At 58.8% G+C, this 26,175-nt stretch carries 26 protein-coding genes; 16 read left to right on the top strand and 10 right to left on the bottom strand.

Annotation, left to right across the window (positions count from 1 at the left end; translation table 11 throughout):
* The first annotated feature begins 40 nt into the window (after window positions 1-40).
* From HMPREF1024_RS11445 to trmL, 5 genes are all read left to right on the top strand, one after another.
* Window positions 41-403 carry a YibL family ribosome-associated protein gene (locus HMPREF1024_RS11445; RefSeq protein WP_002922410.1) on the top strand — a complete coding sequence of 121 codons (363 nt, stop codon included), beginning with the start codon at window positions 41-43 and terminating at the stop codon, window positions 401-403.
* A gap of 285 nt (window positions 404-688) precedes the next feature.
* A complete protein-coding gene (gene lldP / locus HMPREF1024_RS11440) occupies window positions 689-2,344 on the top strand; it encodes an L-lactate permease (protein WP_002922413.1) in 1,656 nt (551 codons plus the stop codon).
* Window positions 2,341-3,114, top strand: a complete 774-nt coding sequence (lldR, locus tag HMPREF1024_RS11435; protein ID WP_002922415.1) for a transcriptional regulator LldR — start codon at window positions 2,341-2,343, stop codon at window positions 3,112-3,114. Before lldP ends, lldR begins: the two co-directional genes overlap by 4 nt.
* Window positions 3,114-4,298 (top strand): FMN-dependent L-lactate dehydrogenase LldD, encoded by a 1,185-nt coding sequence (lldD, locus tag HMPREF1024_RS11430; protein WP_009308776.1) that lies wholly within the window; start codon window positions 3,114-3,116, stop codon window positions 4,296-4,298. Before lldR ends, lldD begins: the two co-directional genes overlap by 1 nt.
* A 92-nt stretch (window positions 4,299-4,390) precedes the next feature.
* Window positions 4,391-4,864: a tRNA (uridine(34)/cytosine(34)/5-carboxymethylaminomethyluridine(34)-2'-O)-methyltransferase TrmL gene (trmL, locus tag HMPREF1024_RS11425; RefSeq protein WP_004181521.1), complete on the top strand. Its 474-nt coding sequence runs from the start codon at window positions 4,391-4,393 to the stop codon at window positions 4,862-4,864.
* 102 nt (window positions 4,865-4,966) lie between these two features.
* Here trmL and cysE read toward each other — a convergent pair whose 3' ends face one another.
* From cysE to HMPREF1024_RS11400, 5 genes are all read right to left on the bottom strand, one after another.
* Entirely contained in the window at window positions 4,967-5,788 is an 822-nt protein-coding gene (cysE, locus tag HMPREF1024_RS11420) for a serine O-acetyltransferase (RefSeq protein WP_002922426.1), read from the bottom strand.
* A 73-nt stretch (window positions 5,789-5,861) separates the two neighbouring features.
* Window positions 5,862-6,881, bottom strand: coding sequence for an NAD(P)H-dependent glycerol-3-phosphate dehydrogenase (gpsA, locus tag HMPREF1024_RS11415; RefSeq protein WP_002922427.1), 1,020 nt, complete (start codon window positions 6,879-6,881; stop codon window positions 5,862-5,864).
* Complete coding sequence (secB, locus tag HMPREF1024_RS11410; RefSeq protein ID WP_002922428.1) at window positions 6,881-7,348, bottom strand: protein-export chaperone SecB; 468 nt, start codon at window positions 7,346-7,348, stop codon at window positions 6,881-6,883. Before secB ends, gpsA begins: the two co-directional genes overlap by 1 nt.
* 60 nt (window positions 7,349-7,408) lie before the next feature.
* Entirely contained in the window at window positions 7,409-7,660 is a 252-nt protein-coding gene (gene grxC, locus HMPREF1024_RS11405; protein ID WP_002922429.1) for a glutaredoxin 3, read from the bottom strand.
* Window positions 7,661-7,764: 104 nt separating this feature from the next.
* Window positions 7,765-8,196, bottom strand: a complete 432-nt coding sequence (locus tag HMPREF1024_RS11400) for a rhodanese-like domain-containing protein (RefSeq protein ID WP_002922436.1) — start codon at window positions 8,194-8,196, stop codon at window positions 7,765-7,767.
* Window positions 8,197-8,441: 245 nt separating this feature from the next.
* Between HMPREF1024_RS11400 and gpmM the strand changes: the two genes are divergently transcribed.
* From gpmM to HMPREF1024_RS11385, 3 genes are read left to right on the top strand one after another with little or no spacing between them, the layout of a single operon-like run.
* Window positions 8,442-9,986: a 2,3-bisphosphoglycerate-independent phosphoglycerate mutase gene (gene gpmM / locus HMPREF1024_RS11395; RefSeq protein ID WP_009308777.1), complete on the top strand. Its 1,545-nt coding sequence runs from the start codon at window positions 8,442-8,444 to the stop codon at window positions 9,984-9,986.
* 9 nt (window positions 9,987-9,995) lie between these two features.
* On the top strand, window positions 9,996-11,267 hold the full coding sequence (gene envC / locus HMPREF1024_RS11390; RefSeq protein ID WP_002922458.1) for a murein hydrolase activator EnvC: 1,272 nt from the start codon (window positions 9,996-9,998) through the stop codon (window positions 11,265-11,267).
* A 3-nt stretch (window positions 11,268-11,270) separates the two neighbouring features.
* The gene (locus HMPREF1024_RS11385; RefSeq protein WP_002922459.1) at window positions 11,271-12,218 is read left to right on the top strand and encodes a divergent polysaccharide deacetylase family protein; all 948 of its coding nucleotides are present in this window, start codon (window positions 11,271-11,273) and stop codon (window positions 12,216-12,218) included.
* A gap of 5 nt (window positions 12,219-12,223) precedes the next feature.
* Here the strand turns inward: HMPREF1024_RS11385 and HMPREF1024_RS11380 are convergent, their stop codons facing one another.
* The 3 genes from HMPREF1024_RS11380 to kbl form a co-directional block, all read right to left on the bottom strand.
* Entirely contained in the window at window positions 12,224-13,012 is a 789-nt protein-coding gene (locus HMPREF1024_RS11380; protein ID WP_002922460.1) for a glycosyltransferase family 2 protein, read from the bottom strand.
* 168 nt (window positions 13,013-13,180) lie between these two features.
* Window positions 13,181-14,206, bottom strand: coding sequence for an L-threonine 3-dehydrogenase (gene tdh, locus HMPREF1024_RS11375; protein WP_002922461.1), 1,026 nt, complete (start codon window positions 14,204-14,206; stop codon window positions 13,181-13,183).
* 12 nt (window positions 14,207-14,218) lie between these two features.
* Window positions 14,219-15,412, bottom strand: coding sequence for a glycine C-acetyltransferase (kbl, locus tag HMPREF1024_RS11370; RefSeq protein WP_002922462.1), 1,194 nt, complete (start codon window positions 15,410-15,412; stop codon window positions 14,219-14,221).
* Between the two features lie 213 nt (window positions 15,413-15,625).
* On the opposite strand from kbl, the gene rfaD reads away from it, so the two are divergent.
* Genes rfaD through HMPREF1024_RS11345 form a run of 5 tightly spaced genes read left to right on the top strand, consistent with a single transcriptional unit; the run spans window position 15,626 to window position 20,656 of the window.
* Window positions 15,626-16,558 carry an ADP-glyceromanno-heptose 6-epimerase gene (rfaD, locus tag HMPREF1024_RS11365; RefSeq protein ID WP_002922463.1) on the top strand — a complete coding sequence of 311 codons (933 nt, stop codon included), beginning with the start codon at window positions 15,626-15,628 and terminating at the stop codon, window positions 16,556-16,558.
* Window positions 16,559-16,567: 9 nt separating this feature from the next.
* Entirely contained in the window at window positions 16,568-17,626 is a 1,059-nt protein-coding gene (gene rfaF / locus HMPREF1024_RS11360) for an ADP-heptose--LPS heptosyltransferase RfaF (protein ID WP_029603043.1), read from the top strand.
* Between the two features lie 3 nt (window positions 17,627-17,629).
* On the top strand, window positions 17,630-18,601 hold the full coding sequence (gene rfaC / locus HMPREF1024_RS11355; protein WP_009308779.1) for a lipopolysaccharide heptosyltransferase RfaC: 972 nt from the start codon (window positions 17,630-17,632) through the stop codon (window positions 18,599-18,601).
* Complete coding sequence (locus HMPREF1024_RS11350) at window positions 18,601-19,509, top strand: sugar glycosyltransferase (protein WP_002922468.1); 909 nt, start codon at window positions 18,601-18,603, stop codon at window positions 19,507-19,509. The genes rfaC and HMPREF1024_RS11350 overlap by 1 nt, the downstream gene beginning before the upstream one ends.
* Window positions 19,487-20,656 carry an O-antigen ligase family protein gene (locus tag HMPREF1024_RS11345; RefSeq protein ID WP_004164973.1) on the top strand — a complete coding sequence of 390 codons (1,170 nt, stop codon included), beginning with the start codon at window positions 19,487-19,489 and terminating at the stop codon, window positions 20,654-20,656. The genes HMPREF1024_RS11350 and HMPREF1024_RS11345 overlap by 23 nt, the downstream gene beginning before the upstream one ends.
* A 43-nt stretch (window positions 20,657-20,699) precedes the next feature.
* On the opposite strand, the gene HMPREF1024_RS11340 is transcribed toward HMPREF1024_RS11345, so the two are convergent.
* On the bottom strand, window positions 20,700-21,779 hold the full coding sequence (locus tag HMPREF1024_RS11340) for a glycosyltransferase family 9 protein (RefSeq protein WP_009308780.1): 1,080 nt from the start codon (window positions 21,777-21,779) through the stop codon (window positions 20,700-20,702).
* An 18-nt stretch (window positions 21,780-21,797) separates the two neighbouring features.
* Window positions 21,798-22,760 carry a polysaccharide deacetylase family protein gene (locus HMPREF1024_RS11335; RefSeq protein ID WP_004186133.1) on the bottom strand — a complete coding sequence of 321 codons (963 nt, stop codon included), beginning with the start codon at window positions 22,758-22,760 and terminating at the stop codon, window positions 21,798-21,800.
* A gap of 111 nt (window positions 22,761-22,871) precedes the next feature.
* On the opposite strand from HMPREF1024_RS11335, the gene rfaQ reads away from it, so the two are divergent.
* The 3 genes from rfaQ to HMPREF1024_RS11320 are packed head-to-tail and all read left to right on the top strand — an operon-like array spanning window position 22,872 to window position 26,169.
* Entirely contained in the window at window positions 22,872-23,948 is a 1,077-nt protein-coding gene (gene rfaQ / locus HMPREF1024_RS11330) for a putative lipopolysaccharide heptosyltransferase III (RefSeq protein ID WP_004181527.1), read from the top strand.
* Entirely contained in the window at window positions 23,945-25,072 is a 1,128-nt protein-coding gene (locus HMPREF1024_RS11325; protein WP_009308781.1) for a glycosyltransferase family 4 protein, read from the top strand. Before rfaQ ends, HMPREF1024_RS11325 begins: the two co-directional genes overlap by 4 nt.
* Window positions 25,073-25,074: 2 nt before the next feature.
* Window positions 25,075-26,169 (top strand): glycosyltransferase, encoded by a 1,095-nt coding sequence (locus tag HMPREF1024_RS11320; protein ID WP_004150194.1) that lies wholly within the window; start codon window positions 25,075-25,077, stop codon window positions 26,167-26,169.
* The last annotated feature ends 6 nt before the right edge of the window (window positions 26,170-26,175 follow it).

The following is a 26,175-nucleotide window of genomic DNA, read 5'->3' on the forward strand; positions in this document are numbered from 1 at the left end:
ATAGGCGAATGAAGCCCCTTTATTAACAGATCAAATCACCATGAAAGAAGTCGAAAAGAATGAAATCAAGCGTCTGAGCGATCGTCTCGACGCCATCCGCCACCAGCAGGCCGAGCTGTCGCTGGTGGAAGCCGCCGATAAATACGCTGAACTGGAAAAAGAAAAAGCCACTCTGGAAACGGAGATTGAACGTCTGCGTTCCGTCCAGAGCCAGAAGCTGAGCAAAGAGGCGCAGAAGCTGATGAGCCTGCCGTTTCGCCGCGCGATTACCAAAAAAGAGCAGGCCGATATGGGCAAGCTGAAGAAAAGCGTTCGCGGCCTGGTGGTTGTCCATCCGATGACCGCCCTGGGCCGGGAAATGGGTCTGAAAGAGATGACCGGTTTCGCCCGCAGCGAATTTTGATCCCCAGCCCTCTCCGTACGGAGAGGGCTATTCTGTCTTCACTCCCCCACATTTTTACCTTCAGCCGGGTCGATTGGTCCAACCAATAATTTCATCCACCCCCTGGCAGTTCACAAATCCGTCAAAACCCATCACAAACACGTTGCTTAATAGCAACATCTGATTAACCATTCGTTGTCATCAACCCTGATACCCTTAATTGGCCGGGCCAATTTTACCTTCGGTGGGATCGGCAATGAGCGCAGACTCAGCCCTCCTCTCCTGGCGGCCCGATGGAGACCCTGCATGAATCTCTGGCAACAAAACTACGATCCCGCCGGTAATATCTGGCTATCCAGTCTTATCGCATCGCTACCGATTCTGTTTTTCTTTTTTGCGCTGATTAAGCTCAAACTGAAAGGCTACATCGCTGCCACCTGGACCGTCGCAATCGCGCTGGTCGTTGCCTTGCTGTTCTATAAAATGCCGGTGGACCGCGCCTTAGCCTCGGTGGTCTACGGCTTCTTCTACGGCCTGTGGCCTATAGCGTGGATTATTATCGCCGCGGTCTTCGTCTATAAAATCTCGGTGAAGACCGGACAGTTCGACATCATCCGCTCATCGATTCTGTCGATTACGCCGGACCAGCGCCTGCAGATGCTGATCGTCGGCTTCTCGTTCGGCGCCTTTCTCGAAGGGGCGGCGGGTTTCGGCGCACCGGTCGCGATTACCGCCGCGCTGCTGGTTGGTCTCGGGTTTAACCCGCTGTATGCGGCTGGCCTGTGCCTGATCGTCAACACCGCGCCGGTGGCCTTCGGCGCGATGGGCATCCCGATTCTGGTCGCCGGCCAGGTGACCGGTATCGATAGCTTCGCCATCGGCCAGATGGTGGGCCGCCAGCTGCCGTTCCTGACCATTATCGTGCTGTTCTGGATCATGGCGATTATGGACGGCTGGCGCGGCATTAAAGAGACCTGGCCGGCGGTGATAGTCGCAGGCGGTTCGTTCGCTATTGCCCAGTACCTCAGCTCGAACTTCCTTGGCCCGGAGCTGCCGGATATCATCTCGTCGCTGGTCTCCCTGGTCTGTCTGACCCTGTTCCTCAAACGCTGGCAGCCGGTACGCATCTTCCGCTTCGGCGATCTCGGCGCCTCGCAGGTGGATATGACGCTGGCCCGCACACGCTACACGGCGGGACAAGTGATCCGCGCCTGGTCGCCGTTCCTGTTCCTGACCGCCACCGTGACCCTGTGGAGCGTGCCGCCATTCAAAGCGCTGTTCGCTCCTGGCGGCGCGATGTATGACTTCGTTATCAATATTTCGGTACCATTCCTCGACAAAATGGTTGCCCGTATGCCGCCGGTGGTTAGCGCCGCAACGCCCTACGCCGCGGTATATAAATTCGACTGGCTGTCGGCAACCGGCACCGCCATTCTGTTCGCCGCCCTGCTGTCCATCGTCTGGCTGCGCATGAAGCCGAAAGATGCGCTGACCACCTTCGCCGGGACGCTGAAGGATCTGGCGCTGCCGATCTACTCTATCGGCATGGTGCTGGCGTTCGCCTTTATCTCTAACTATTCCGGGCTGTCGTCGACGCTGGCCCTGGCGCTGGCCCATACCGGCCACGCGTTTACCTTCTTCTCGCCGTTCCTTGGCTGGCTGGGGGTATTCCTGACCGGTTCGGACACCTCGTCTAACGCCCTGTTCGCCGCGCTGCAGGCAACGGCGGCGCAGCAGATTGGCGTCTCCGATATTCTGCTGGTCGCGGCTAATACCACCGGCGGCGTTACCGGCAAGATGATTTCCCCGCAGTCGATCGCCATCGCCTGCGCCGCGGTAGGCCTGGTGGGCAAAGAGTCGGATCTGTTCCGCTTTACCGTCAAACATAGCCTGATCTTCACCTGCATGGTGGGGCTGATCACCACGCTGCAGGCCTACGTTTTAACCTGGATGATCCCGTGATAGTGATGCCTAAACGCCTGGCCGACGACGTGGCGCGTCGCGTCCGGGCGCTGATTGAAGAACAACAGCTGGAGGCGGGCATGCGACTGCCCGCCGAGCGCCAGCTCGCCGCCCAGCTCGGCGTCTCACGCAATTCCCTGCGCGAAGCGCTGGCGATGCTGGTCAATGAAGGGGTGCTGTTGAGCCGTCGCGGCGGCGGCACCTTCGTCCGCTTTCAGCATGAGCCGTGGTCAGAGCAAAACATCGTCCAGCCGCTGAAGACGCTGCTGGCCGATGACCCGGACTACAGCTTCGATATCCTCGAAGCCCGCCACGCCATCGAAGCCAGCACCGCGTGGCACGCGGCGATGCGCGCCACCGACGCCGATAAAGAAAAAATTCGTCTGTGCTTTGAAGCGACCCAGAGTGAAGACCCGGATATCGCCTCGCAGGCGGATGTCCGCTTTCACCTGGCGATCGCCGAAGCCTCGCATAACGTGGTGCTCCTGCAAACCATGCGCGGCTTTTTCGACCTGCTGCACTCCTCCGTTAAGCAGAGCCGCCAGCGCATGTATCAGGTGCCGCCGGTGTTTGCCCGCCTGACCGAACAGCACCAGGCCGTCATGGAGGCGATTGTCGCCGGCGACGCCGAGGCGGCGCGCCAGGCGATGATGGGCCACTTAGGCTTTGTCCACGCCACCATCAAACGTTTTGATGAAGACCAGGCCCGCCAGGCGCGAATTACCCGCCTGCCCGGTGACCACAATGAAAATTCCAGGGAGAACTCGTGATGATTATTTCCGCCGCCAGCGACTATCGCGCCGCCGCACAGCGTATCCTGCCGCCGTTTCTGTTCCACTATATTGACGGCGGCGCCTACGCCGAACATACCCTGCGCCGCAACGTCGAGGACCTTTCCGATGTAGCCTTGCGCCAGCGTATTTTGCGCAATATGTCGGACCTGAGTCTGGAAACGACGTTATTCAACGAGAAGCTGGCGATGCCGACGGCGTTGGCGCCGGTCGGGCTGTGCGGGATGTACGCCCGCCGCGGCGAAGTGCAGGCCGCCGGCGCGGCGGACGACAAAGGCATTCCGTTCACCCTCTCTACCGTTTCCGTCTGCCCGATCGAAGAGGTCGCCCCGACCATCAAGCGCCCGATGTGGTTCCAGCTGTATGTCCTGCGCGACCGCGGCTTTATGCGCAATGCGCTGGAGCGCGCCAAAGCCGCCGGCTGCTCGACGCTGGTCTTTACCGTCGATATGCCGACTCCCGGCGCCCGCTACCGCGACGCCCATTCCGGCATGAGCGGCCCGAACGCCGCCCTGCGCCGCTACTGGCAGGCCGTCACCCATCCGCAGTGGGCGTGGGACGTCGGCCTTAACGGTCGCCCGCACGATCTGGGCAATATCTCCGCCTATCTCGGCAAACCGACCGGGCTTGAGGATTACATTGGCTGGCTGGCGAATAACTTCGATCCGTCGATTTCATGGAAAGACCTGGAGTGGATCCGCGATTTCTGGGACGGTCCGATGGTGATCAAAGGGATCCTCGATCCGGAGGACGCCCGCGACGCGGTGCGCTTCGGCGCTGACGGCATTGTCGTCTCCAACCACGGCGGCCGCCAGCTCGATGGCGTGCTCTCCTCGGCCCGCGCCCTGCCGGCAATTGCCGACGCGGTGAAAGGCGACATCACTATTCTCGCCGACAGCGGCATCCGCAACGGGCTCGACGTGGTGCGGATGATCGCTCTGGGCGCCGACAGCGTGCTACTGGGCCGCGCTTACCTGTACGCCCTGGCGACCCACGGAAAGCAGGGCGTGGCGAATCTGCTGAACCTCATCGAGAAAGAGATGAAAGTGGCGATGACCCTCACCGGGGCGAAAAGTATCCGTGAAATCAGCCATGATTCGCTGGTGCAGAACGCCGAAGCGCTGCAGACCTTCGATGCGCTGAAGCAGAATAACGCCGCGTAATTCTCCACGTTTTCCCTTACGCCGCCCCTCTCCCTCAGGGTGAGGGTTCGCCAAATATCTGCTATTCTGCCCCCCGCAATTAAGGGGGCAGTATGCTGAACATCGTGTTATTCGAACCAGAGATCCCGCCGAACACCGGGAATATTATCCGCCTGTGCGCCAACACGGGCTTCAGTCTGCATATCATTGAGCCGATGGGCTTCACCTGGGACGATAAACGCCTGAGACGCGCCGGACTGGACTATCACGAGTTCACTGCCGTGCAGCGCTATGCGGATTACGCGGCGTTTGTCGCCAGCGCGCAGCCGCAGCGTCTGTTCGCCCTCACCACCAAAGGCACGCCTGCGCACAGCGCAGTGAGCTATCAGGACGGCGATTTCTTGATGTTTGGCCCGGAAACCCGCGGTCTGCCGGCCAGCATCCTCGATGCCCTGCCGCCGGAGCAGAAAATCCGTATTCCGATGATGCCGGACAGCCGCAGTATGAACCTGTCAAACGCGGTGTCGGTGGTGGTGTATGAAGCCTGGCGCCAGCTGGGGTATCCTGGCGCGGTCTTGCGCAGCTAACCTGAGCGGTTCCCGGATTGCAGCGCAAGGAGCCTTATCCGGGCGACAGGCTGGCGGGATGAGATCGTAGGCCCGGTAAGCGCAGCGCCACCGGGCAAGACGTTAAATCCCGTCGCCGTACTCGAAAGTGTGGTGAATACCGTTGAAATGCTGATCCATATCCATCGCCGGCTTATCGCTCTCCGGCTTGCCGACGATACGCGCAGGAACACCTGCGGCGGTGGTATGCGGCGGCACCGGCTGCAGCACCACTGAGCCTGCGCCGATTTTTGCCCCACGCCCGACTTCAATATTGCCGAGGATCTTCGCCCCGGCGCCAATCATTACGCCTTCGCGAATTTTCGGATGACGGTCGCCGCTGGTTTTACCGGTCCCGCCGAGGGTGACCGACTGCAGAATAGAGACGTCATCTTCAATCACCGCCGTTTCGCCGACCACAATGCCGGTGGCATGGTCGAGCATGATCCCGCGGCCGATTTTCGCCGCCGGGTGGATATCCACCTGGAAAGAGACGGAGACTTGATTTTGCAGGAAAATCGCCAGCGCGCGTCGCCCCTGAGTCCACAGCCAGTGGCCGATACGATAGGCCTGCAGGGCATGGAAACCCTTCAGATAGAGCAACGGCGTGGAGTATTTATCCACCGCCGGGTCGCGCGTGCGCACCGCCTGAATATCGCAGGCGGCGGAGGCGATCATTTCCGGATCGGCGGCGTAGGCCTCTTCCACCACTTCGCGAATGGCGATCGCCGGCATAATCGGGGAAGCCAGCTTGTTGGCCAGCATATAGCTCAGCGCGCTGCCGAGATTTTCATGCTTGAGTAGCGTTGCGTGGTAAAAACTGGCGAGCATCGGCTCACAGTCAGCCAAAGCCCGGGCTTCGGCTTTAATATTATTCCAGACGATATCCAGTTCTTCACACGGCATTGCATACTCCAGGCGATATAGTAATGACCTGCCAGTTCTGCGCTGGCAGGGTCATTCAGGTGACAAAGGAAAGCTAATTGCTGCTGCGCTCGTCCTTGCGGGCGCGACCCAATAAGGTCAATGCTGCCTCGCGCGCAATTTTTCCGCAATACAATACCTGATAAATTTCCTCGGTTATTGGCATTTCGACACCTAAACGCTGTGCCAGAACGCGAACTTCCTTGGTATTGCGGTAGCCTTCAACCACCTGGCCAATCTTGTCCTGGGCGCTCTGCACGTCCATACCCTGGCCGAGCATCATGCCGAAGCGACGGTTACGGGACTGGTTGTCGGTGCAGGTGAGCACCAGGTCACCGAGGCCGGCCATGCCCATAAAGGTTTCCGGATCGGCGCCCAGCGCCGCGCCGAGGCGGGACATTTCCACCAGCCCACGGGTAATCAGCGCCGTACGCGCATTGGCGCCGAAGCCGATGCCGTCCGACATACCTGCCCCGATGGCAATGACGTTTTTCACCGCGCCGCCGAGCTGCACGCCGATAAAGTCCGGGTTGATGTAGACGCGGAAGCTTTTGCCGCAGTGCAGTAGGCGCTGAAGGTCCTCCGCAAACTGCGGATCCGTGGCCGCCAGCGAAATCGCCGTCGGCAGGCCGGCGGCCAGCTCTTTGGCGAAGGTTGGCCCCGAGATCACCGCCAGCGGAATATCATCGCCCAGCGCTTCACGCGCCACGTCCTGCAGCAGACGGCCGGTTTCGGCCTCAAGGCCTTTGGTGGCCCACACCAGCCGCGCGTCGGAACGCATCAGCGGTTTAATCTGGCGTAACACCTGACCGAATACATGGCTCGGCACCACGACAAGGATGTCGCGGCTGGCGGCCAGCGCGGTGGCCAGGTCGCTCTCAAGATGCAGCGTATCCGGGAAAGGCACATCGGGAAGGAACGCGGCGTTGCAGCGATCGTGTTGCAGCGTCGCGATATGTTTCGGGTCATGGCCCCACAGCACAACGTGGTGGCCATTTCTTGCCAGGGTGATGGCAAGAGCGGTGCCGTAAGAGCCGGCACCGATCACAGTCATTGCAGCATTAAGTGCGTTCATCAGGCATCCTGATGTTGTTCAGCACCTTCGCCAGCCTGCTGCTGCAGATAGTTCATGAACAGCGCGTCGAAGTTCACTGGCGCAAGGTTAAGTTGCGGGAAGGTACCGCGGGAAACCAGGCTGGTGATGCACTCGCGCGCGTACGGGAACAGAATGTTCGGGCAGTATGCGCCGAGGCAGTGCGCCATCTGGGTGCCTTCGATGCCGTCGATGGAGAAAATACCGCCTTGCTGTACTTCACAGAGGAACGCGGTTTCTTCGCCCAGCGCAGCGGTCACGGTCACACGCAGCACCACTTCATAAACGCCTTCAGCCAGCTGGGTGGAGGCGGTATCCAGATCAAGTTTAACTTCCGGCTGCCAGTCTTTCTGGAAAACTTGCGGCGCGTTCGGCGCTTCAAAAGAGATATCTTTGGTATAGATACGCTGGATCTGGAAGGTCATTTCGGTGCTGTTTTGTTCTGACATAGTAAAACCCTTTCGTGTTGTCCTTAAATACGCGCTTCCGCCAGGGAAAGCGCGCAAAAATTAGCGCAAGAGGGGATCAAGTCCACCACGTGAATCAAGCGCATACAAGTCGTCACAGCCGCCAATGTGCTGCGCATCAATAAAAATCTGCGGAACCGTCGTCCGTCCGCTGCGCTGGATCATCTCCTCACGCTTCGCGGCATCGCCATCGATCGGCAACTCATGGAACGTTACGCCTTTGCTGTTCAGCAGCGCTTTCGCGCGGATGCAGAACGGGCAGGTCGCTTTGGTGTAGATCTCAATATTGGCCATGACTTCACTCCTGTTGTTACCCTGAGGGTTTTACGCCGCAGCCTGTGTTCCCTTCACGTCAGGCGTGAAGGAGAAAACGCGGCGGCATCACCACGCGAGGTAAGTTATTTGCCGCGTACCAGAGGGAGGTTTTCGCCGCTCCAGCCAGCAATGCCCTCTTTCAGTACAAAGACTTTTTCAAACCCGGCTTTGTTCAGCGCGCTGGCGGGCTCTTGCGCCTGCATGCCGGAACCGTCTACCACAATAATGGGTTGCGATTTGTGTTTTTCCAACTCGCCGACGTTATTGGCTTTGATATCGCTGGGCAGCAGGTTAATAGCGCCGGCAATATGGCCTTTACGGAAATCGTCACGCTGACGCAGGTCGACCACCACCGCATCTTCTTTATTGATAAGACGCGTCGCTTCACCACGGGTGATGACTTTAACTTTCGACATCAGCCCCTTGAAGGTGGTGAACACTACCGCACCCAGCAGCGCGATCCACGCGATGCTTAGGACCGGGTGACGGCCGATGAATTGCATAATTTCTTGCATGGGGGGTTACAACTCCCGACTAAGTGAGAAAAAAACCAGGAAAGGAGTATACCTGTGCCTTGCGGCAATTACAGCCAGTGAGCGCGATGTAATGTATTTTCTGCGGGCGGTGGCGAAAAAAAGCCGCTCTCGCTGACCCGGCGCGGCCCGGCCGCTCCCTTTCTTTGATCTTTCACGGGGATTTAAACGATTCAGCTGTAGTAAAATTACGCAAAATTTCTGTCTTTGAGCATGAGGTTGTCGCAATGTCGGTTTCTAAAAAACCTATGGTACTGGTGATTCTGGATGGCTACGGCTATCGCGAAGACCAACAGGATAACGCCATTTATAGCGCTAAAACGCCGGTAATGGACGCGCTGTGGGCCAAACGTCCACATACCCTGATCGATGCATCCGGTCTCGAAGTCGGCCTGCCGGACCGTCAGATGGGGAACTCCGAAGTAGGCCACGTCAACCTGGGCGCCGGTCGTATCGTCTATCAGGACCTGACCCGTCTCGATGTGGAAATTAAAGAACGCACCTTCTACGCCAACCCGGTACTGACCGCCGCGGTCGATAAAGCGGTTGCCGCCGGCAAAGCAGTACATATCATGGGCCTGATGTCGCCAGGCGGCGTCCACAGCCACGAAGATCACATCATGGCGATGGTGGAGCTGGCGGCAGAGCGCGGCGCTGAGAAGATCTACCTGCACGCCTTCCTCGATGGCCGTGATACGCCGCCGCGCAGTGCGGAAAAAACGCTGGCGACATTCGAAGCCAAATTTGCCGCGCTGGGCAAAGGTCGCATCGCATCGCTCATCGGCCGCTATTACGCCATGGACCGCGACAACCGCTGGGATCGCGTAGAACAAGCTTATGATCTGCTGACCCTGGCCAAAGGCGAATTCCAGGCCGATACCGCCGTCGCGGGTCTGCAGGCCGCCTACGCCCGTGACGAAAACGACGAATTCGTGAAAGCCACCGTTATCCGCGCCGCCGGCCAGGTCGATGCCGCGATGGAAGACGGCGACGCGCTGATCTTCATGAACTTCCGTGCCGACCGCGCGCGTGAAATCACCCGCGCCTTCGTCAACGCCGACTTCGACGGCTTTGCGCGTAAGAAAGTGGTTAATCTCGATTTCGTGATGCTCACCGAATACGCCGCCGACATCAAAGTCGCCTGCGCCTATCCGCCCGCCTCGCTGGCCAATACCTTCGGCGAGTGGATGGCGAAGCACGATAAAACCCAGCTGCGCATCTCCGAAACTGAAAAATACGCTCACGTCACCTTCTTCTTCAACGGCGGCGTAGAAGAGCCGTTTAAAGGCGAAGAGCGGATCCTGATTAACTCGCCGAAAGTGGCGACCTACGATCTGCAGCCGGAAATGAGCTCCGCCGAGCTGACCGAGAAACTGGTCGCCGCCATCAAAGGCGGAAAATACGACACCATCATCTGTAACTACCCGAACGGCGATATGGTTGGCCATACCGGGGTGATGGAAGCAGCCGTAAAAGCGGTTGAAGCGCTGGATCGCTGCATCGACCAGGTGGCTCAGGCGGTGGAATCCGTTGGCGGCCAGCTGCTGATCACCGCCGACCACGGCAACGCCGAGCAGATGCGCGACCCGGCCACCGGCCAGGCGCACACCGCCCATACCAATCTGCCGGTTCCGCTGATCTACGTCGGTAATAAAGCGGTCAAAGCGGTCAACGGCGGCAAACTTTCCGACATCGCCCCGACCATGCTGTCGCTGATGGGAATGGAAATCCCGCAAGAGATGACTGGCAAGCCGCTGTTCATCGTGGAATAATCCTTCCCCATGAGGGGAAAGGCGATGTATTCAACTACATGGATCGCAGCGGCAGTTCGATCCGTCCTTTACGCCAGCGCGCTCAGCGCTGGCGTATTGCTGTGCGCGTCATCTGCGCATGCCGACGATCGCGATCAGCTAAAGTCCATCCAGGCCGACATCGCCGCCAGGCAGCGGGCGATTAAGCAACAGCAGCAGCAGCGCGCAAGCCTGCTCGCCCAGCTCAAAGCGCAGGAAGAGGCGATCGCCGCCGCGGCCCGCAAACTGCGCGAAACCCAGGATAGCCTGAACCAGCTCAATAAGCAGATTGACGAGATGAACGCCGCTCTCGCGAAGCTGGAGCGCCAGCGCGCGTCTCAGGAGCGGAACCTCGCCGCGCAGCTCGATGCCGCTTTCCGCCAGGGGCCGCATACCGGCATCCAGATGGTGCTCAGCGGTGAAGAGGGCCAGCGCAATCAGCGGATGCAGGTCTATTTCAGCTATTTCAACCAGGCCCGCCAGGAGACTATCGCGGAGTTGAAGAAAACGCGCGAAGAGATGGCGGTGCAAAAGTCGATGCTCGAAGAAAAACAGAGCCAGCAGCAAACGCTGGTCTACGAGCAAAAGGCCCAGCAGGCGAAGCTGGAGCAGGCGCGTAACGAACGGAAAAAGACCCTTTCCGGCCTGGAGTCTTCCATTCAGCAGGGTCAGCAACAATTAAGTGAATTACGGGCTAACGAATCGCGCCTACGCGGTCGTATCGCCCAGGCGGAAGCTGCCGCCAAAGCCCGCGCCGATCGGGAAGCACGCGACGCACAGGCGGTGCGCGACCGCCAGCAGGAAGCATCGCGCAAAGGCACCACCTATAAACCAACGGAAAGTGAGCGTTCGCTGATGTCACGCACCGGCGGGCTGGGCTCGCCGCGCGGTCAGGCGTTCTGGCCGGTTCGCGGTCCGCTCCTTCATCGATATGGCGAACAGCTGCAAGGTGAACTACGTTGGAAAGGGATGGTTATCGCCGCGTCTGAAGGCACCGAAGTCAGAGCCATTGCCGATGGTCGGGTCATTCTGGCCGACTGGCTGCAGGGCTATGGTCTGGTGGTGGTGGTCGAACATGGCAAAGGCGACATGAGCCTGTATGGCTATAACCAAAGCGCGCTGGTCAGCGTTGGTACTCAGGTGCGTGCCGGCCAGCCTATCGCGCTCGTAGGCAGCAGCGGCGGTCAGGGCCGTCCGTCGCTCTATTTCGAAATTCGCCGCCAGGGTCAGGCGGTCAATCCACAGCCGTGGTTGGGAAGATAAGTTTTGCTTCAATTTCGCGCAATTGCTCTTGCCGTAGCCGGTTCGCTGGCTCTGGCGGCGCCAGCGTTCGCTGGCAAACTCTCCATCGTTATTGACGATTTTGGCTACCGCCCGCAGACCGAGAATCAGGTGCTGGCGCTGCCGGCAACTATCTCCGTCGCCGTGCTGCCGAACGCGCCGCACGCCCGGGAAATGGCCACTAAAGCGCATAATCAGGGCCATGAAGTGCTCATCCACCTGCCAATGGCGCCGCTCAGCAAACAGCCGCTGGAAAAAGACACCCTGCGTCCCGAAATGAGCAGCGAGGAGATCGAGCGCATTATTCGCGAGGCTTACGGCAAAGTCCCTTACGCCGTCGGGCTGAATAACCATATGGGCAGCGCGATGACCTCCAACCTGTTTGGCATGCAGAAGGTGATGCAGGCCCTGGAGCGCTACAATCTCTATTTTCTCGACAGCGTCACCATCGGCAACACCCAGGCCATGCGCGCCGCGCAGGGTACCGGCGTGAAGGTGATTAAGCGCAAGGTGTTTCTCGACGATACGCAGAATGAAGCCGATATCCGCAACCAGTTCAATCGCGCCATCGCCCTGGCGCGGCGCAACGGTTCGGCGATAGCCATTGGACATCCGCATCCGACGACGGTGCGGGTGCTGCAGCAGATGGTCTATAACCTGCCGCCGGATATCACGCTGGTGCGCCCGAGCAGCCTGCTGAACGAGCCGCAGGTCGACAACTCGACGCCAAACTACGCCCAGCCGCCTGCGCAACAAACGCAGCAGAAGCCGCGTAATCCGTTCCATGGCGTGAAGTCTTGCAAACCGAAGCGCCCGCTGGAGCCTGTGAACGCCAGCCGCTTCTTCACTATCCTCAGCGATAGCATCAGCCAGAGCGCGCTGATCCAGTACTATCGCCTCAAATGGCAGGGCTGGGACAATCCCGGCAACTAGACCACTCAGGGGTCCGTTCGCTTTTGCGCGACGGGCGCCTGGTTATCTTCGTGGGCGTACCACGCCTTAAAATATTTCAGAAAGCTGTAAAACGTCGCGTACAGGCCGGTCACCACGCCGACCTTGCCATAGCGCCACGCCCCGCTAAACAGATACCACTTAAAGAAAGCGCCAATGGCGCTGACGATCCCCCGCGTCAGCGAAGGTTTGATCTGCTGGTACTTCACCAGCCGGGTGGTATAGCTGTTCAGCTTATTAAACACTTCATGCAGCGAATAAAAGGTATCGTGGCGAACGAAGCCCGGCAGCCTGACGGAGCTCGCGTGTCCGACCACCTGGTCATCCACCGGCCGATCGTTAAACCGCGCCTGCTGGCGGTTAAAGAGGCGCACCGGATAATCCGGTGAGGAAATGGGGTAGATAGTCCGTACCTGTTTGCCTAGCACAAACCAGTAGCGCGGCAGACGCCAGGCGCAGGTCGGGTCAGGCTCCTCCCCCGCTTTTAGCGCCTGAATGGCCGTCACCACGTCATTATCAAGAATTTCGTCGCTGTCCATGCACAGCACCCAGTCATGGCTGGCCAGCCCGATGGCATAGTTCATCTGCGCGCCGTGGGCTTTATAGGCATGGTGATGGACGGTGAGACCAAACTGCTGACAAATAGCGACGGTTTCGTCGGTACTGCCGGAGTCGACGACGATACATTCATCGGCCACCTTCAGCAGAGGCGGCAGCACCTCCATCAGCAGGCGCGCAGAGTTACAGGTCAGTAAGCATACGGAGAGTTTAAGCATGATAGTTACAAAGTTAAACTGCGACTAAACACACTGTATAAGCGAATAACCGTAAAATCGATGTAGAAATTGTGCGCTTAATATTAAGCAGGCTAAAAATGTTATCCAAATCTAAATTAAGGCGCCCGCAGGCGCCTTTTTTGCTGATTTTTACGCCAGCATGGGGGATTAGTCCCAGCTCAAAACCACTTTACCGGACTGGCCGGAGCGCATCGCGTCAAAACCTTTCTGGAAGTCATCAATGCCGAAGCGGTGGGTGATGATCGGTGAGAGATCCAGACCAGACTGGATCAGCGCCGCCATCTTGTACCAGGTTTCGAACATTTCGCGACCATAGATACCTTTGATAAACAGCCCTTTGAAGATGACCTTGGTCCAGTCGATGGACATATCCGACGGCGGGATACCCAGCATCGCGATACGGCCGCCGTGGTTCATGGTATCCAGCATGCTGCGAAACGCCGGCGGCGCGCCGGACATCTCCAGACCCACATCGAAACCTTCGGTCATCCCCAGCTCGGCCATCACGTCATTAAGGTTCTCTTTGGCCACGTTCACCGCGCGGGTAACGCCCATTTTGCGCGCCAGCTCAAGACGGTACTCGTTGACGTCGGTGATCACCACGTTACGCGCGCCGACGTGTTTCGCTACCGCCGCCGCCATCACGCCAATCGGACCGGCGCCGGAAACCAGCACGTCTTCCCCGACCAGATCGAAGGAGAGCGCGGTGTGCACCGCGTTGCCGAACGGGTCGAAGATAGACGCCAGGTCATCAGAGATATTGTCGGGGATTTTAAAGGCGTTAAAGGCCGGGATCACCAGATACTCAGCAAAGCAGCCCGGGCGGTTGACGCCCACGCCGATGGTGTTGCGGCACAGATGGGTGCGGCCCGCGCGGCAGTTACGGCAGTGGCCGCAGGTGATATGCCCCTCGCCGGAGACGCGGTCGCCAATCTTAAAGCCGCGCACTTCCTGACCAATCCCCACCACTTCGCCGACATATTCGTGACCGACCACCATCGGCACCGGAATGGTCTTCTGCGACCACTCATCCCAGTTGTAGATGTGCACGTCGGTCCCGCAAATGGCGGTCTTGCGGATTTTAATCAGCAGATCGTTATGGCCGACTTCCGGTTCCGGTACGTCGGTCATCCAGATGCCTTCTTCCGCTTTCAGTTTGGATAACGCTTTCATCTCATACCCTTATTAGGCGATGACGCCCAGTTGTTTGCCGATGCGGGTAAAGGCTTCCACCGCACGCTCAATTTGTTCAGGGGTATGCGCCGCCGACATCTGGGTGCGAATACGCGCCTGGCCTTTCGGTACCACCGGATAGAAGAAGCCGGTGACATAGATCCCTTCTTTCTGCAGCTCGCGGGCAAAGTTCTGCGCCACCACCGCCTCGCCCAGCATCACCGGAATGATGGCGTGGTCGGCGCCGGCCAGCGTGAAGCCTGCCGCGGTCATTTTTTCGCGGAACAGACGCGCGTTAGCCCACAGGCGATCGCGCAGGTCTGCCCCCTCTTCAACCATCTCCAGCACTTTGATGGAGGCGGCCACGATGGCCGGCGCCAGAGAGTTGGAGAACAGATACGGACGGGAGCGCTGGCGCAGCCACTCAACCACCTCTTTGCGCGCGGCGGTGTAGCCGCCGGAGGCGCCGCCCAGCGCTTTACCCAGCGTGCCGGTGATGATATCGACGCGCCCCATCACATCGCAGTATTCGTGGGAGCCGCGGCCGTTTTCGCCGACGAAGCCGACGGCGTGGGAGTCATCGACCATCACCAGCGCATCGTATTTATCCGCCAGGTCGCAAACGCCTTGCAGGTTGGCGATCACGCCATCCATCGAGAACACGCCGTCGGTGGCGATCAGCACGTGACGCGCGCCGGCCTCGCGAGCTTCTTTCAGACGCGCCTCCAGCTCTTGCATATCGTTGTTGGCATAGCGGAAGCGCTTCGCTTTACACAGACGCACGCCGTCGATGATCGAGGCATGGTTCAGGGCGTCGGAGATAATGGCGTCTTCCGGGCCGAGCAGCGTTTCAAACAGGCCGCCGTTGGCGTCGAAGCAGGAAGAGTAGAGGATCGCGTCTTCCATACCGAGGAAATCGGCCAGCTTCTTCTCCAGCTGCTTATGCGTATCCTGGGTGCCGCAGATGAAGCGTACCGAGGCCATCCCGAAACCGTGGCTGTCCATGCCGGATTTCGCCGCGGCAATCAGTTCCGGGTGGTTCGCCAGACCCAGATAGTTATTGGCGCAGAAGTTAATCACGTGGCTGTCGCCGACGGTAATGTCCGCCTGCTGCGCCGAGGTGATGATGCGCTCTTCTTTGAACAACCCTTCGGCCCGAGCGGTCTCCAGATTGCTAGTTAACTGTTTGTAGAAATCACCACGCATTGCAACTCTCCAGATTCGGCAAAATTTGGCACATATTACCCAAAGCTATACGCTGATACGAGATGATGCAGGCCTGAATGAATTATTTGCAGCATAAATCACGTCAGCCCAGCACCTTATTCTGCGAATGGCTGTAGGCTTGCTCATGTGGTGATATGATAAGAGCATTCATGTCCGGATTGTCTCCGGGCTCTCAACTTCAAAGGTACAGTTATGATCATCGTTACCGGCGGCGCAGGCTTTATCGGCAGCAACATCGTTAAAGCGCTGAATGACAAAGGCATCACCGACATTCTGGTTGTCGACAATCTGAAAGACGGCACCAAGTTTGTAAACCTGGTTGACCTGAACATCGCTGACTACATGGATAAAGAAGACTTTCTGATCCAGATTATGGCGGGTGAAGAGTTCGGTGAAATCGAAGCAATCTTCCACGAAGGCGCGTGCTCTTCCACTACCGAGTGGGATGGTAAGTACATGATGGACAACAACTATCAGTACTCCAAAGAGCTGCTGCACTACTGCCTGGAGCGCGAAATCCCGTTCCTGTACGCCTCCTCCGCGGCCACCTATGGCGGACGCACCAGCGACTTCATCGAGTCCCGCGAGTACGAACAGCCGCTGAACGTTTACGGCTACTCCAAATTCCTGTTCGACGAATACGTCCGCCAGATCCTGCCGGAAGCCAATTCGCAGATCGTCGGCTTCCGCTACTTCAACGTCTACGGGCCGCGCGAAGGCCACAAAGGCAGCATGGCGAGCGTCGCTTTCCACCTCAATACCCAGCTGAATAATGGCGAAAGCCCGAAACTGTTCGAAGGCAGCGACGGCTTCAAGCGCGACTTCGTCTACGTGGGCGACGTGGCTGACGTCAACCTGTGGTTCTGGGAAAACGGCGTTTCCGGCATCTTTAACCTCGGCACCGGCCGTGCGGAATCCTTCCAGGCGGTTGCCGATGCGACCCTGGCGTACCACAAAAAAGGCAGCATCGAGTACATCCCGTTCCCGGACAAACTGAAAGGCCGCTACCAGGCGTTCACTCAGGCGGATCTGACTAACCTGCGCAAAGCGGGCTATGACAAACCGTTCAAAACCGTTGCCGAAGGCGTAACGGAATATATGGCCTGGCTAAACCGCGACGCGTAAGAAACAAGCATGAAAATATTGGTGGTAGGCCCGTCTTGGGTGGGCGACATGATGATGTCGCAAAGTCTTTATCGTACGCTCAGGGCGCGCTATCCCCAGGCGATTATCGACGTGATGGCGCCAGCCTGGTGCCGTCCGTTGCTTTCGCGCATGCCGGAAGTGAACGAAGCGATCCCGATGCCGCTGGGTCACGGCGCGCTGGCTATCGGCGAACGCCGCAAGCTCGGCCACAGCCTGCGCGAACGTCGCTACGATCGCGCTTACGTGCTGCCGAACTCGTTTAAATCGGCATTAGTCCCTTTCTTTGCCAATATCCCGCTGCGCACCGGCTGGCGCGGCGAGATGCGCTACGGCCTGCTCAACGACGCCCGGGTGCTGGACAAAGACGCCTGGCCGCTGATGGTGGAACGCTACGTGGCGCTGGCCTACGACAACGGCGTGATGCGCTGCGCCAAAGATCTGCCGCAGCCGCTGCTGTGGCCGCAGCTGCAGGTCAACGAAGGGGAAAAGTCGCAGGCCTGCAGCGCCTTTAACCTGTCCAACGATCGGCCGATCGTCGGCTTCTGCCCCGGCGCGGAGTTCGGCCCGGCCAAACGCTGGCCGCACTATCATTATGCTGCGCTGGCGAAAAAGCTTATCGACGATGGCTATCAGATTGCGTTATTCGGCTCGGCGAAAGATAACGAGGCCGGCAAAGAGATCATCGCCTCCCTCAGCAGCGAGCAGCAGGCCTGGTGCCGTAATCTGGCGGGTGAAACCCAGCTGGAGCAGGCGGTCATTCTGATCGCCGCCTGTAAAGCTGTAGTGACTAACGATTCGGGGCTGATGCACGTCGCCGCGGCGCTGGACCGCCCGCTGGTGGCGCTGTATGGCCCGAGCAGTCCGGACTTTACCCCGCCGCTGTCGCATAAAGCGCGGGTTATCCGTCTGATTACCGGCTACCACAAGGTGCGCAAAGGCGATGCCGCCGAAGGCTATCATCAGAGCCTGATCGACATCACCCCAGAACGCGTCCTGCAAGAGCTAAACGAACTGTTAGCGGAAAAAACCGAGCACGAGGAAGCGTAACGGATGCGGGTATTGATCGTTAAAACCTCCTCCATGGGCGACGTGCTGCACACGCTGCCCGCGCTAACCGACGCCGCGCAGGCTATCCCCGGCATCCGCTTCGACTGGGTGGTTGAAGAGGGTTTCGCGCAGATCCCCTCCTGGCATGAAAGCGTCGAGCGGGTGATCCCGGTGGCGATCCGCCGCTGGCGCAAAGCCTGGTTCTCCGCGCCGATCAAAGCCGAGCGTCAAGCCTTTCGCGAGGCCGTTCAGGCGGTAAAGTATGACGCCATCATCGATGCCCAGGGGCTGGTAAAAAGCGCCGCGCTGGTTACTCGCCTGGCGCACGGCGTCAAGCACGGTATGGACTGGCAAACGGCCCGCGAGCCGCTGGCGAGCCTGTTTTACAACCGCCGCCACCATATCGCGAAACAGCAGCACGCGGTGGAGCGTACCCGTGAGCTGTTCGCCAAAAGCCTTGGCTACGCGAAACCCCAGGCCCAGGGGGATTACGCCATTGCGCGCCATTTCCTGCAGCACGAGGCTAGCGCTGCCGCGCCCTATCTGGTGTTTCTGCACGCTACCACCCGCGACGATAAGCACTGGCCGGAAACCCGCTGGCAGGAGCTTCTCGACCTGCTGGCCGACAGCGGCGTCCACATTAAGCTGCCGTGGGGCGCCCCGCACGAAGAGGCGCGGGCGAAGCGGCTGGCGGAAGGCCGGGAGTATGTTGAAGTGCTGCCGCGCATGAGCCTTGAGCAGGTGGCGCAGGTTCTGGCCGGCGCCCGGGCCGTCGTCTCGGTCGATACCGGGCTGAGCCATCTGACCGCCGCGCTGGATAAACCGAACTTTACGCTCTACGGCCCGACCGACCCGGGGCTGATTGGCGGATACGGTAAAAACCAGCATATCGTGCGGCCGGAAAACAGCGCCAGCACCGGCGATATTGCGGCCAGCCGGATTCATCTTCTCCTGCAAAATCAGGGGCTGCTCTGATGGGATCCCTGTTTAAGCAGATCTACCGCTATACGCGCCCTCGCGCGTATCGCCACAATGAAAATCTGTGGCCTTTTACCCGTATTACGCGCGCGCCAAGCGGCGAAATCAGCGCGTTACGCTATAAAGGGAAAACGGTGCCGCTGGTCAGCCTGAGCGCGCTGAAAAACAGTATGCAGGGCGAAGTCCTGCTGACCGCCACCGGCCCCTCAACCCGCAATATCGATTTTTCCCTGTTGTCGAAAACGATCCCGGTGATGGGCGTCAATGGCGCCTGGCATCTTGCCGACCGGCTGCACTTTTCGCTCTATACCATCGTCGACATGGAATTTTTCGATAAGAAGCCGGACATTATCCGCGCCATTGTCAGCCAGCCGGATATTTTGCTGTTCACCACCATGCACGGGATCGCCAAAATCGTCGATCGCTATGGGGACGCGCTGCGCTGCCGTTTGGCGTTGATTGAGGACGGTTGCTATAAGATTTACCAGCCGAAAGTCGCCAGCGAAGCGATAAAGCGCACTTACCAGCAGAATGCGGCGATGTGCTTTCATCCTCAGCGCCCGGATATCTGTTTTAGCACCGATATTCGCCAGGGCATCTTTGATGCCGGCACGGTGGTCTACTGGGCGCTGCAAATTCTCGCCTGGCTGGGCTTCAATACTATCCTGGTGAGCGGCCTGGATATGACCAACTTTAACCAGCCGCGATTCTACGAAACACAACAAGAAAAATTGCCTTCTTACCTGGCAACAAAAGTGGATACCCTCGTCATGCCCTCCTTTGCGCATGCCGCGCAGGTACTGCAGCAACGCCAGATTCGGGTGATTAATTTTTCCCCAGAAAGCGCTGTGCCGGATACTATCTTCGAAAAGGTTGCGTTTAATGAGTACTTTAAAAGTGAGTAACTTCGCCAGACAGGGTTACTCGATTGTCTTTCCTTTGTTTTTATTTTTCAGCGCGATTTTTTGCATGTCCACCCGGACCAATAATCTGCTGCATTTATCGATCCTGCTGCTATTGCTGTCGCTGGTACGCCAGGAAAACCGCCAGGCGCTGGCCGGGGTGTTACGCGAGCAGTGGCAGACCTGGACGCTGCTGGCGGCTTTCTTTATCTATTACGCCCTCAGTAATGTGTGGGGCCATACGCCGCAGCATATTGACTCGCCGATCACCCACGGCGTGTATCTGACCGGGTATCTGTTGCTGATGACGATGCTGCTCAGGGACGGACGAACCCGCCGACTGGCGATGCTGGCGGTGGTCGGTGGGATCACCGTGCTCTCCCTGTGGACGCTGATTATCGACCATACGCTGGTTCTCACCGAACGAGCGGTCTCCCCCGAGAACCCCGGACCAACGAACGTTATCGACCTTGCCGGTTACTGCGGCATCGGCATTTTAATTTGCGGCATGCTACTGAAAGAAAAAGCCAGCCACTGGCTCTATCTGCCGGTGGTCATCATGCTGGTGATGCTGCTGCTCACCCAAAGCCGCGGGCCGATCATCGCCCTGGTGCTGGCGGTCGGCTGTACGCTGCACCTGCACGTCTTCACCCGCCGCAACCTGCTGATCGCCGCGGCGCTGGCCGTGCTGGTAGCGCTGCTTTTGGTCATGACGCCGGTGGGCGACATGCTGCTCGCCCGTTTCGAGGAGCTGGGCACCCAAAGCGGGCTGCGCCTGAGCATCTGGCACCATACGCTGTCGGAGATGGCCAGCCAGCCGTGGCTGGGGCGCGGTTTCAGCTATGAACTGGATTTCATCAACTACAGCGGCGAGCACATCACCACCACCCACAGTGTGTATATGGGCGCCCTGCTGAAAGGCGGCATCGTGGGGTTACTGCTGCTGTTGGCGATCATTGCCTGCGGGCTATGGCAGGCGTGGCGCAAGCGCCATACCGACAGCCGCTACAGTCTGGCGATCCTGTTTTACGCGCTGGTGTTTATGGCCTCGCAGGGGATGTTTATCATCAGCAATCCCCGGGAAACCTGGGTGCTGTTCTGGCTGCCGCTGGGCATTGCGCTCAGCAAAGGGTTGGCGGAAAAACGCTAACAAAAAGGGCCGTCAGCGGCCCTTTTTATATTAACTTTTTAAATCAACTGCGGGCGGCGACCAGCCGGTCGGCCTGCTCTTTAATCACGGGCCACACCGACTCAATCGCCACATCGGCGACATTCGCTTCTTCACAGACTATCTGCTTCGCCTTGTCATAGCCCGGCGCCCAGATGTGATAGCCGGGCAGCCCGGTATTCTTGAGTTTGCGTTTGTTATAGACCGCCACCATCGGCTTATCGAAAGCCCGGGCAATATGCACGATCGAGGTGTCCGGCGTAATGACTAAATCACAGCTGCGGATCACTTCTACGGCGGAGTTGATGGTGCTGTCGGCGATGTACAGCGCCATATCCAGCCCCAGCTGGCGGATTTTTTCACTGCGCCCCACCATCACGATACAGACCCGGTAAGGCAGAGCATGTAGCCGCTCGACCAGGGTCGCCACCTGGTGACGACAGAAGTCTTTATCCTCGGAGGCGGTAAAAGGGTTAATGGCGATACGCAGTTCGACCTCTCCGGCCTGAGAAAGCAAGCGGGCCACTTTCTCCCGCTCATGGCGGCAGCCGGGGAGATGATAGTGATACGGGCGGTCGTCAACGATGCCAAACAGCTTCACCACCTGCTTATAGCGCAGGGAAATATGGCTGTTGCCGTCAAAAAAAGCGATTGAGTGATCGTAAATTTTATAGGGCTCTTTATTAAAACCAATCACGCTGGTCGCCCGTAAATCGGCGAGTAATTTAAAGCGTTCATAGCTGGTCACGTCATCAAAATCGATAACCGCATCAAAACCCGCCGCCCGCAACGTATTTAAGGACATGCGGGGCCGATATAAATATACTTGCTGAATGAATTCTGAGCCTGCTAATATTTCGCTGCATATTGGTCCGGTTAACACCGAAACCTGATATCCCCGTTCGGCCAGTATTCTGGCGCAGCCGGTCGTGACCACCATATCACCGACTTTATCATCCAGACGCAATAGCAGCACGCGGCGCACAGCCGCTGGGTCGAAGGCTTTACGCGCCGGCTTATTTCTGTATCGATAGTTAATTAAATTAAATTTAATGCCGCGGAAAAAGGCATTCTTTTTCCGCGTTAATTGTTTAAGGATACGCATACGGTACCTTGAGCTGTGTTAGCGCTGTGTAATTTTCCGCTGGTAATATTCTGCCAACGTCATGCCCTTCACCTGCGGCGCCAGCCAGCTAAAAAAGGCTTCGAGGTCAGCGTATAAACGCTCAATATCCCGTTCATTCTTGAACGTGGGGCTGCCGCCGGGCATATACTCTGAAGAGTGGAGCATATATTCCACGTAGTCATTGCCCTGCGTCAACGTTTGTTCGACGACTTTTTTCATCGTCTCCACATTGCCGCCCATCGGTCGCAGCCAGTGTACGGAGGGGGATCGCACTTTGCCGCGCAGGCGGTCGTAGCCCTGCTTCACGCTGTTCATCCACGCTGAGTGCTTGTACTGGATGCTCATCGGCACTTCCAGCAGCGGCGAGTGACCCTCGCGGCTGATGTCATTTTCATCGAGGAAATAGGCATGCTGCGGAAAGCGGCGATAATCGGTCCCGCCATCGCCCTGCGGCGCCCCCTTGGCGGTCTTCCAGTTCACCCGCGGGGTCACCGAGCAATCCACCTGATACCCGTACTCCACCAGCAGACGCGCATAGCGCTCGTCAAAGGCCCAGCGCCCGGCGCGATGGCTAACCATTTTGGTCTGGAAGGTATCCTCCAGCAGACGCGTCATATAGTCGACCTTCTCACGCATCATAGCGTCGCTGTATTCAATAAGATAAGGCTTATGGCGCCAGTCATCTGCGGTCAGCGGCTCGGTCGGCGGGCTGTTCCACGCATGCAGATGCATGCCGACTTCCGCGGTGCCGCGGGCAATCACGTCTCTGGCGAATTCGATATAAAAGGGGTCGATGGCCATTTCATAGTTGGTCAAATAGACCGGTTTAAAGCCATACTTTTCGCAAAGCTGCTGAAAACGCGGAAGATAACGCGCATTCTCGGTGGTGATGCTGTCATGTTTTTGCCAGAGGTTATCGCCCTCTGTATCAATCGTGATGAGAAATGCGGGATTGTGCACGAAAACGTCCTCAGGCCATACGTATCGGGTCATGGTAGAGCAATACAACGCTTCTCTCAATCTGTCTGATCCCCTAGAATCGGAACCCTTATCCTGGATGAAGAACAGAGTATGACGCCTGAAACCCTCTCCCGCGGCCCGTTGAACCCGGCGCGGATCCTGGTCATTAAGCTGCGCCATCATGGCGACATGCTGCTGATCACGCCGCTTATTCACGCGCTGAAACAGCAGTACCCCGCCGCCAGCGTGGATGTCCTGTTGTATGAAGAGACCCGGGATATGCTCGCAGCCAACCCCGATATCCACCATATTTATGGTCTCGATCGCCGCTGGAAAAAGCAGGGAAAAAGGTATCAGCTGAAGATGCAATGGCAGCTCATTCAGACGCTGCGCCAGCAGCGGTACGATATGGTGCTTAACCTGGCCGACCAGTGGCCGAGCGCGGTTATCAGCAAACTGACCGGCGCCGCGACGCGGATTGGTTTTGATTTTCCGAAGCGCCGCCACCCGGTCTGGCGCTATTGCCACACCGCGCTGGCCTCCACCCAACAGCACAACCAGCTGCATACGGTACAGCAGAATCTCTCTATTCTCGCTCCGCTCGGTCTCCAGTTGAACGATGCGCCGGCGCGGATGGGCTACAGCGAAGCAGACTGGGCCGCCAGCCGCGCCCTGCTGCCGGAGGACTTCCGGGAACACTACATCGTCATCCAGCCGACGTCGCGCTGGTTCTTTAAATGCTGGCGTGAAGATCGGATGAGCGCCCTGATCAACGCGCTGTCCGCCGAAGGATACGCGGTGGTGCTCACCTCCGGCCCCGATGCTAGAGAGAAGAAGATGGTGGATACCATCATCGCCGGCTGCCCGCAGGCGCGACTACACTCTTTAGCCGGCCAGTTAACGCTGCGCCAGCTGGCGGCGGTGATCGATCATGCCCGGTTGTTTATCGGCGTCGACTCGGTGCCGATGCATATGGCTGCAGCCCTTGGCACTCCGCTGGTCGCCCTGTTCGGTCCCTCGAAGCTGACCTTCTGGCGTCCGTGGCAGGCGAAAGGCGAGGTGATCTGGGCCGGCGACTTCGGTCCGCTGCCCGATCCGGACGCTATCAACACCAACACCGACGAACGTTATCTTGATTTAATTCCTACCGACGCCGTGATCGCGGCGGCGAAAAAGGTACTGGCATGAGTAAATTCAGGCTGGCTCTGGTGCGGCAGAAGTACCGCCCGGACGGCGGCGCAGAACGGTTTGTCTCCCGCGCGCTGGAAGCCCTCGACAGCAGTCATCTGCAACTGAACGTCATCACCCGCGAATGGCAGGGGCCGGTGAAACCGGACTGGCAGATCCATATCTGTAACCCACGTAAATGGGGGCGCATCAGCCGCGAGCGCGGCTTTGCCAACGCCGCGCGCGCGCTCTGGCAGCGCGAGTCCTTCGACCTGGTGCAGAGCCATGAACGTATTCCCGGCTGCGATCTCTACCGCGCTGGCGATGGCGTTCATCGCCGCTGGCTGCAGCAGCGCTCGCGCATTTTACCGGCCTGGAAAAGCCGCCTGCTGTTCGCCGACCGTTACCACCGCTACGTCATGCAGGCGGAGCGCGAGATGTATGAAGACTCACACCTGCGCGGGGTGATCTGCAACGCCGAGATGATCAAGCGCGAGATTATCGAAGACTTTGGCCTGCCGGCGGAGAAGATCCACGTTATTTACAACGCCATTGACAACCAGCGCTTCCTGCCGCCAGACGAAGAGACCTTTGCCGCCTTACGCGCCAAATGGCAGCTGCCGCTGCAGGCGACCTGCCTGATCTACGTCGGCTCCGGCTTTGAACGTAAAGGGCTGGCGGCGGCGATCCGCGCCATCGCCCCCACCGATCGCTACCTGCTGGTGGTCGGCAAAGATAAGGATCAGCCTCGCTATCAGGCGCTGGCGAAGAGCCTGAACTGTGAAGCGCGGGTGCGCTTCTTCGGCATGCAGTCGGAGACATTGCCCTTCTATCAAATGGCCGATGGTCTGCTGCTGCCGACCCTCTACGATCCGTTCCCCAACGTCATCCTCGAGGCAATGGCCTGCGGTCTGCCGGTGATCACCACTACCGGCTGCGGCGGGGCGGAGTTTATCGTCGACGGCCACAATGGTTACGTCTGCGACGCTCTGGATATCCCGGCGCTACAGCAGGCGGTAATGGCCCTGCCCGCGCGCGCGCTGGGCTCCGCGGAAGGCGGTCACGCCCGCGAGCGCATTATGGCCTGCACCAGCGAGCGACTCTCAACCCAGCTGCTTTCTCTTTATCAGGATCTGGTGAAATAACGATGCGCATCTTATTTGTGATTGACGGTTTACCCGGCGGCGGCGCGGAAAAAGTGGTCCTGACCCTGGCGGCACAGTTCCTGCGCGACGGCGATCGGGTGTCGCTCATTTCGCTGCGCGATGTCTGCGAGTACCCATTGCCCGAGGGGCTCGACTACCAGGTAGTTGCCGATCGCTGCCGTAAACCGTGGCGCAAGCTGACCGAGCTGTCCCGCCGCGCCCGCCAGCTGGATGCCGCAGTCGTGCGGGCCGAACAGCAGGGGCAATTTGACCTTGTGCTCTCCAACCTGCACAAAACCGACCGCATCGTCGCCCGCAGCCGGGCGCTGCGCGAGCGTAACGTCTGGTTCTGTCTGCACGGCGTATTCTCTGCCTCCTATCTCGGGCACCGCACCGGCTTTGACCGCTGGATGAAGCAGCAGAAAATTAAGCGAATTTATCAGGGTCGCAACGTGGTGACGGTTTCCGACGCGGTGGGGCGAGATCTGGTGGAAGAGTTTGCCTTGCGTCCGGCACAGCTGAAAACCATCTACAATCCCTTCGATATCACTGCCCTGCGCGCCGAGGCGGAAGCCGATAGCGAGCGCCCGGACGGTGACTACCTGATTCACGTCGGTCGCTTCCATCCGGGCAAACGCCATGACCGCCTGCTTGAAGCCTATGCGCAGAGCGGCATCGACGCACCGCTGGTGCTGCTAGGCCAGGGAAAACCGGAGCAAGAGCAGCGCCTGCGCCAGCTGGCAAAAACGCTGCACATTGACGATCGGGTGTGGTTCAAAGGTTTTCAGAAAAACCCCTTACCGTGGATCAAAGGCGCACGGATGCTGGTTTTGAGCTCCGATAGCGAAGGATTCGGCAATGTGGTGGTGGAGGCGCTGCTGTTACATACCCCTGTCGCCAGCACCCGCTGCCCCGGCGGCGTCACCGAGATCCTCACCGGCGAACTTGCCCGCGGTCTGGCGGATCTGACCAGTCCGGCGCTGGCTCAGACGATGCAAAGCATTTACCATAACCCGCCGGCCATCGACGATGCCGCGCTGGAAAAATTCAGCGTCATATCCATTTGTCAGCAGTACCGTCAGCTGCAGCGCACCTGACGCCGT

Source organism: Klebsiella sp. 4_1_44FAA (assembly GCF_000238715.1).
Taxonomy (GTDB): Bacteria; Pseudomonadota; Gammaproteobacteria; order Enterobacterales; family Enterobacteriaceae; genus Klebsiella; species Klebsiella pneumoniae.

What these genes read in the sequence shown, in the direction of transcription:
- rfaD (WP_002922463.1), top strand. Translation starts at nt 15,626, where the DNA reads ATGATCATCGTTACCGGCGGCGCAGGCTTTATCGGCAGCAACATCGTT.
- grxC (WP_002922429.1), bottom strand. Translation starts at nt 7,660, where the DNA reads ATGGCCAATATTGAGATCTACACCAAAGCGACCTGCCCGTTCTGCATC.
- envC (WP_002922458.1), top strand. Translation starts at nt 9,996, where the DNA reads ATGAGGGGAAAGGCGATGTATTCAACTACATGGATCGCAGCGGCAGTT.
- secB (WP_002922428.1), bottom strand. Translation starts at nt 7,348, where the DNA reads ATGTCAGAACAAAACAGCACCGAAATGACCTTCCAGATCCAGCGTATC.
- HMPREF1024_RS11345 (WP_004164973.1), top strand. Translation starts at nt 19,487, where the DNA reads ATGAGTACTTTAAAAGTGAGTAACTTCGCCAGACAGGGTTACTCGATT.
- HMPREF1024_RS11400 (WP_002922436.1), bottom strand. Translation starts at nt 8,196, where the DNA reads ATGCAAGAAATTATGCAATTCATCGGCCGTCACCCGGTCCTAAGCATC.
- HMPREF1024_RS11325 (WP_009308781.1), top strand. Translation starts at nt 23,945, where the DNA reads ATGAGTAAATTCAGGCTGGCTCTGGTGCGGCAGAAGTACCGCCCGGAC.
- HMPREF1024_RS11320 (WP_004150194.1), top strand. Translation starts at nt 25,075, where the DNA reads ATGCGCATCTTATTTGTGATTGACGGTTTACCCGGCGGCGGCGCGGAA.
- lldP (WP_002922413.1), top strand. Translation starts at nt 689, where the DNA reads ATGAATCTCTGGCAACAAAACTACGATCCCGCCGGTAATATCTGGCTA.
- rfaQ (WP_004181527.1), top strand. Translation starts at nt 22,872, where the DNA reads ATGACGCCTGAAACCCTCTCCCGCGGCCCGTTGAACCCGGCGCGGATC.
- gpsA (WP_002922427.1), bottom strand. Translation starts at nt 6,881, where the DNA reads ATGAACGCACTTAATGCTGCAATGACTGTGATCGGTGCCGGCTCTTAC.
- rfaC (WP_009308779.1), top strand. Translation starts at nt 17,630, where the DNA reads ATGCGGGTATTGATCGTTAAAACCTCCTCCATGGGCGACGTGCTGCAC.
- trmL (WP_004181521.1), top strand. Translation starts at nt 4,391, where the DNA reads ATGCTGAACATCGTGTTATTCGAACCAGAGATCCCGCCGAACACCGGG.
- HMPREF1024_RS11340 (WP_009308780.1), bottom strand. Translation starts at nt 21,779, where the DNA reads ATGCGTATCCTTAAACAATTAACGCGGAAAAAGAATGCCTTTTTCCGC.
- rfaF (WP_029603043.1), top strand. Translation starts at nt 16,568, where the DNA reads ATGAAAATATTGGTGGTAGGCCCGTCTTGGGTGGGCGACATGATGATG.
- lldD (WP_009308776.1), top strand. Translation starts at nt 3,114, where the DNA reads ATGATTATTTCCGCCGCCAGCGACTATCGCGCCGCCGCACAGCGTATC.
- HMPREF1024_RS11350 (WP_002922468.1), top strand. Translation starts at nt 18,601, where the DNA reads ATGGGATCCCTGTTTAAGCAGATCTACCGCTATACGCGCCCTCGCGCG.
- gpmM (WP_009308777.1), top strand. Translation starts at nt 8,442, where the DNA reads ATGTCGGTTTCTAAAAAACCTATGGTACTGGTGATTCTGGATGGCTAC.
- HMPREF1024_RS11380 (WP_002922460.1), bottom strand. Translation starts at nt 13,012, where the DNA reads ATGCTTAAACTCTCCGTATGCTTACTGACCTGTAACTCTGCGCGCCTG.
- cysE (WP_002922426.1), bottom strand. Translation starts at nt 5,788, where the DNA reads ATGCCGTGTGAAGAACTGGATATCGTCTGGAATAATATTAAAGCCGAA.
- tdh (WP_002922461.1), bottom strand. Translation starts at nt 14,206, where the DNA reads ATGAAAGCGTTATCCAAACTGAAAGCGGAAGAAGGCATCTGGATGACC.
- kbl (WP_002922462.1), bottom strand. Translation starts at nt 15,412, where the DNA reads ATGCGTGGTGATTTCTACAAACAGTTAACTAGCAATCTGGAGACCGCT.
- HMPREF1024_RS11445 (WP_002922410.1), top strand. Translation starts at nt 41, where the DNA reads ATGAAAGAAGTCGAAAAGAATGAAATCAAGCGTCTGAGCGATCGTCTC.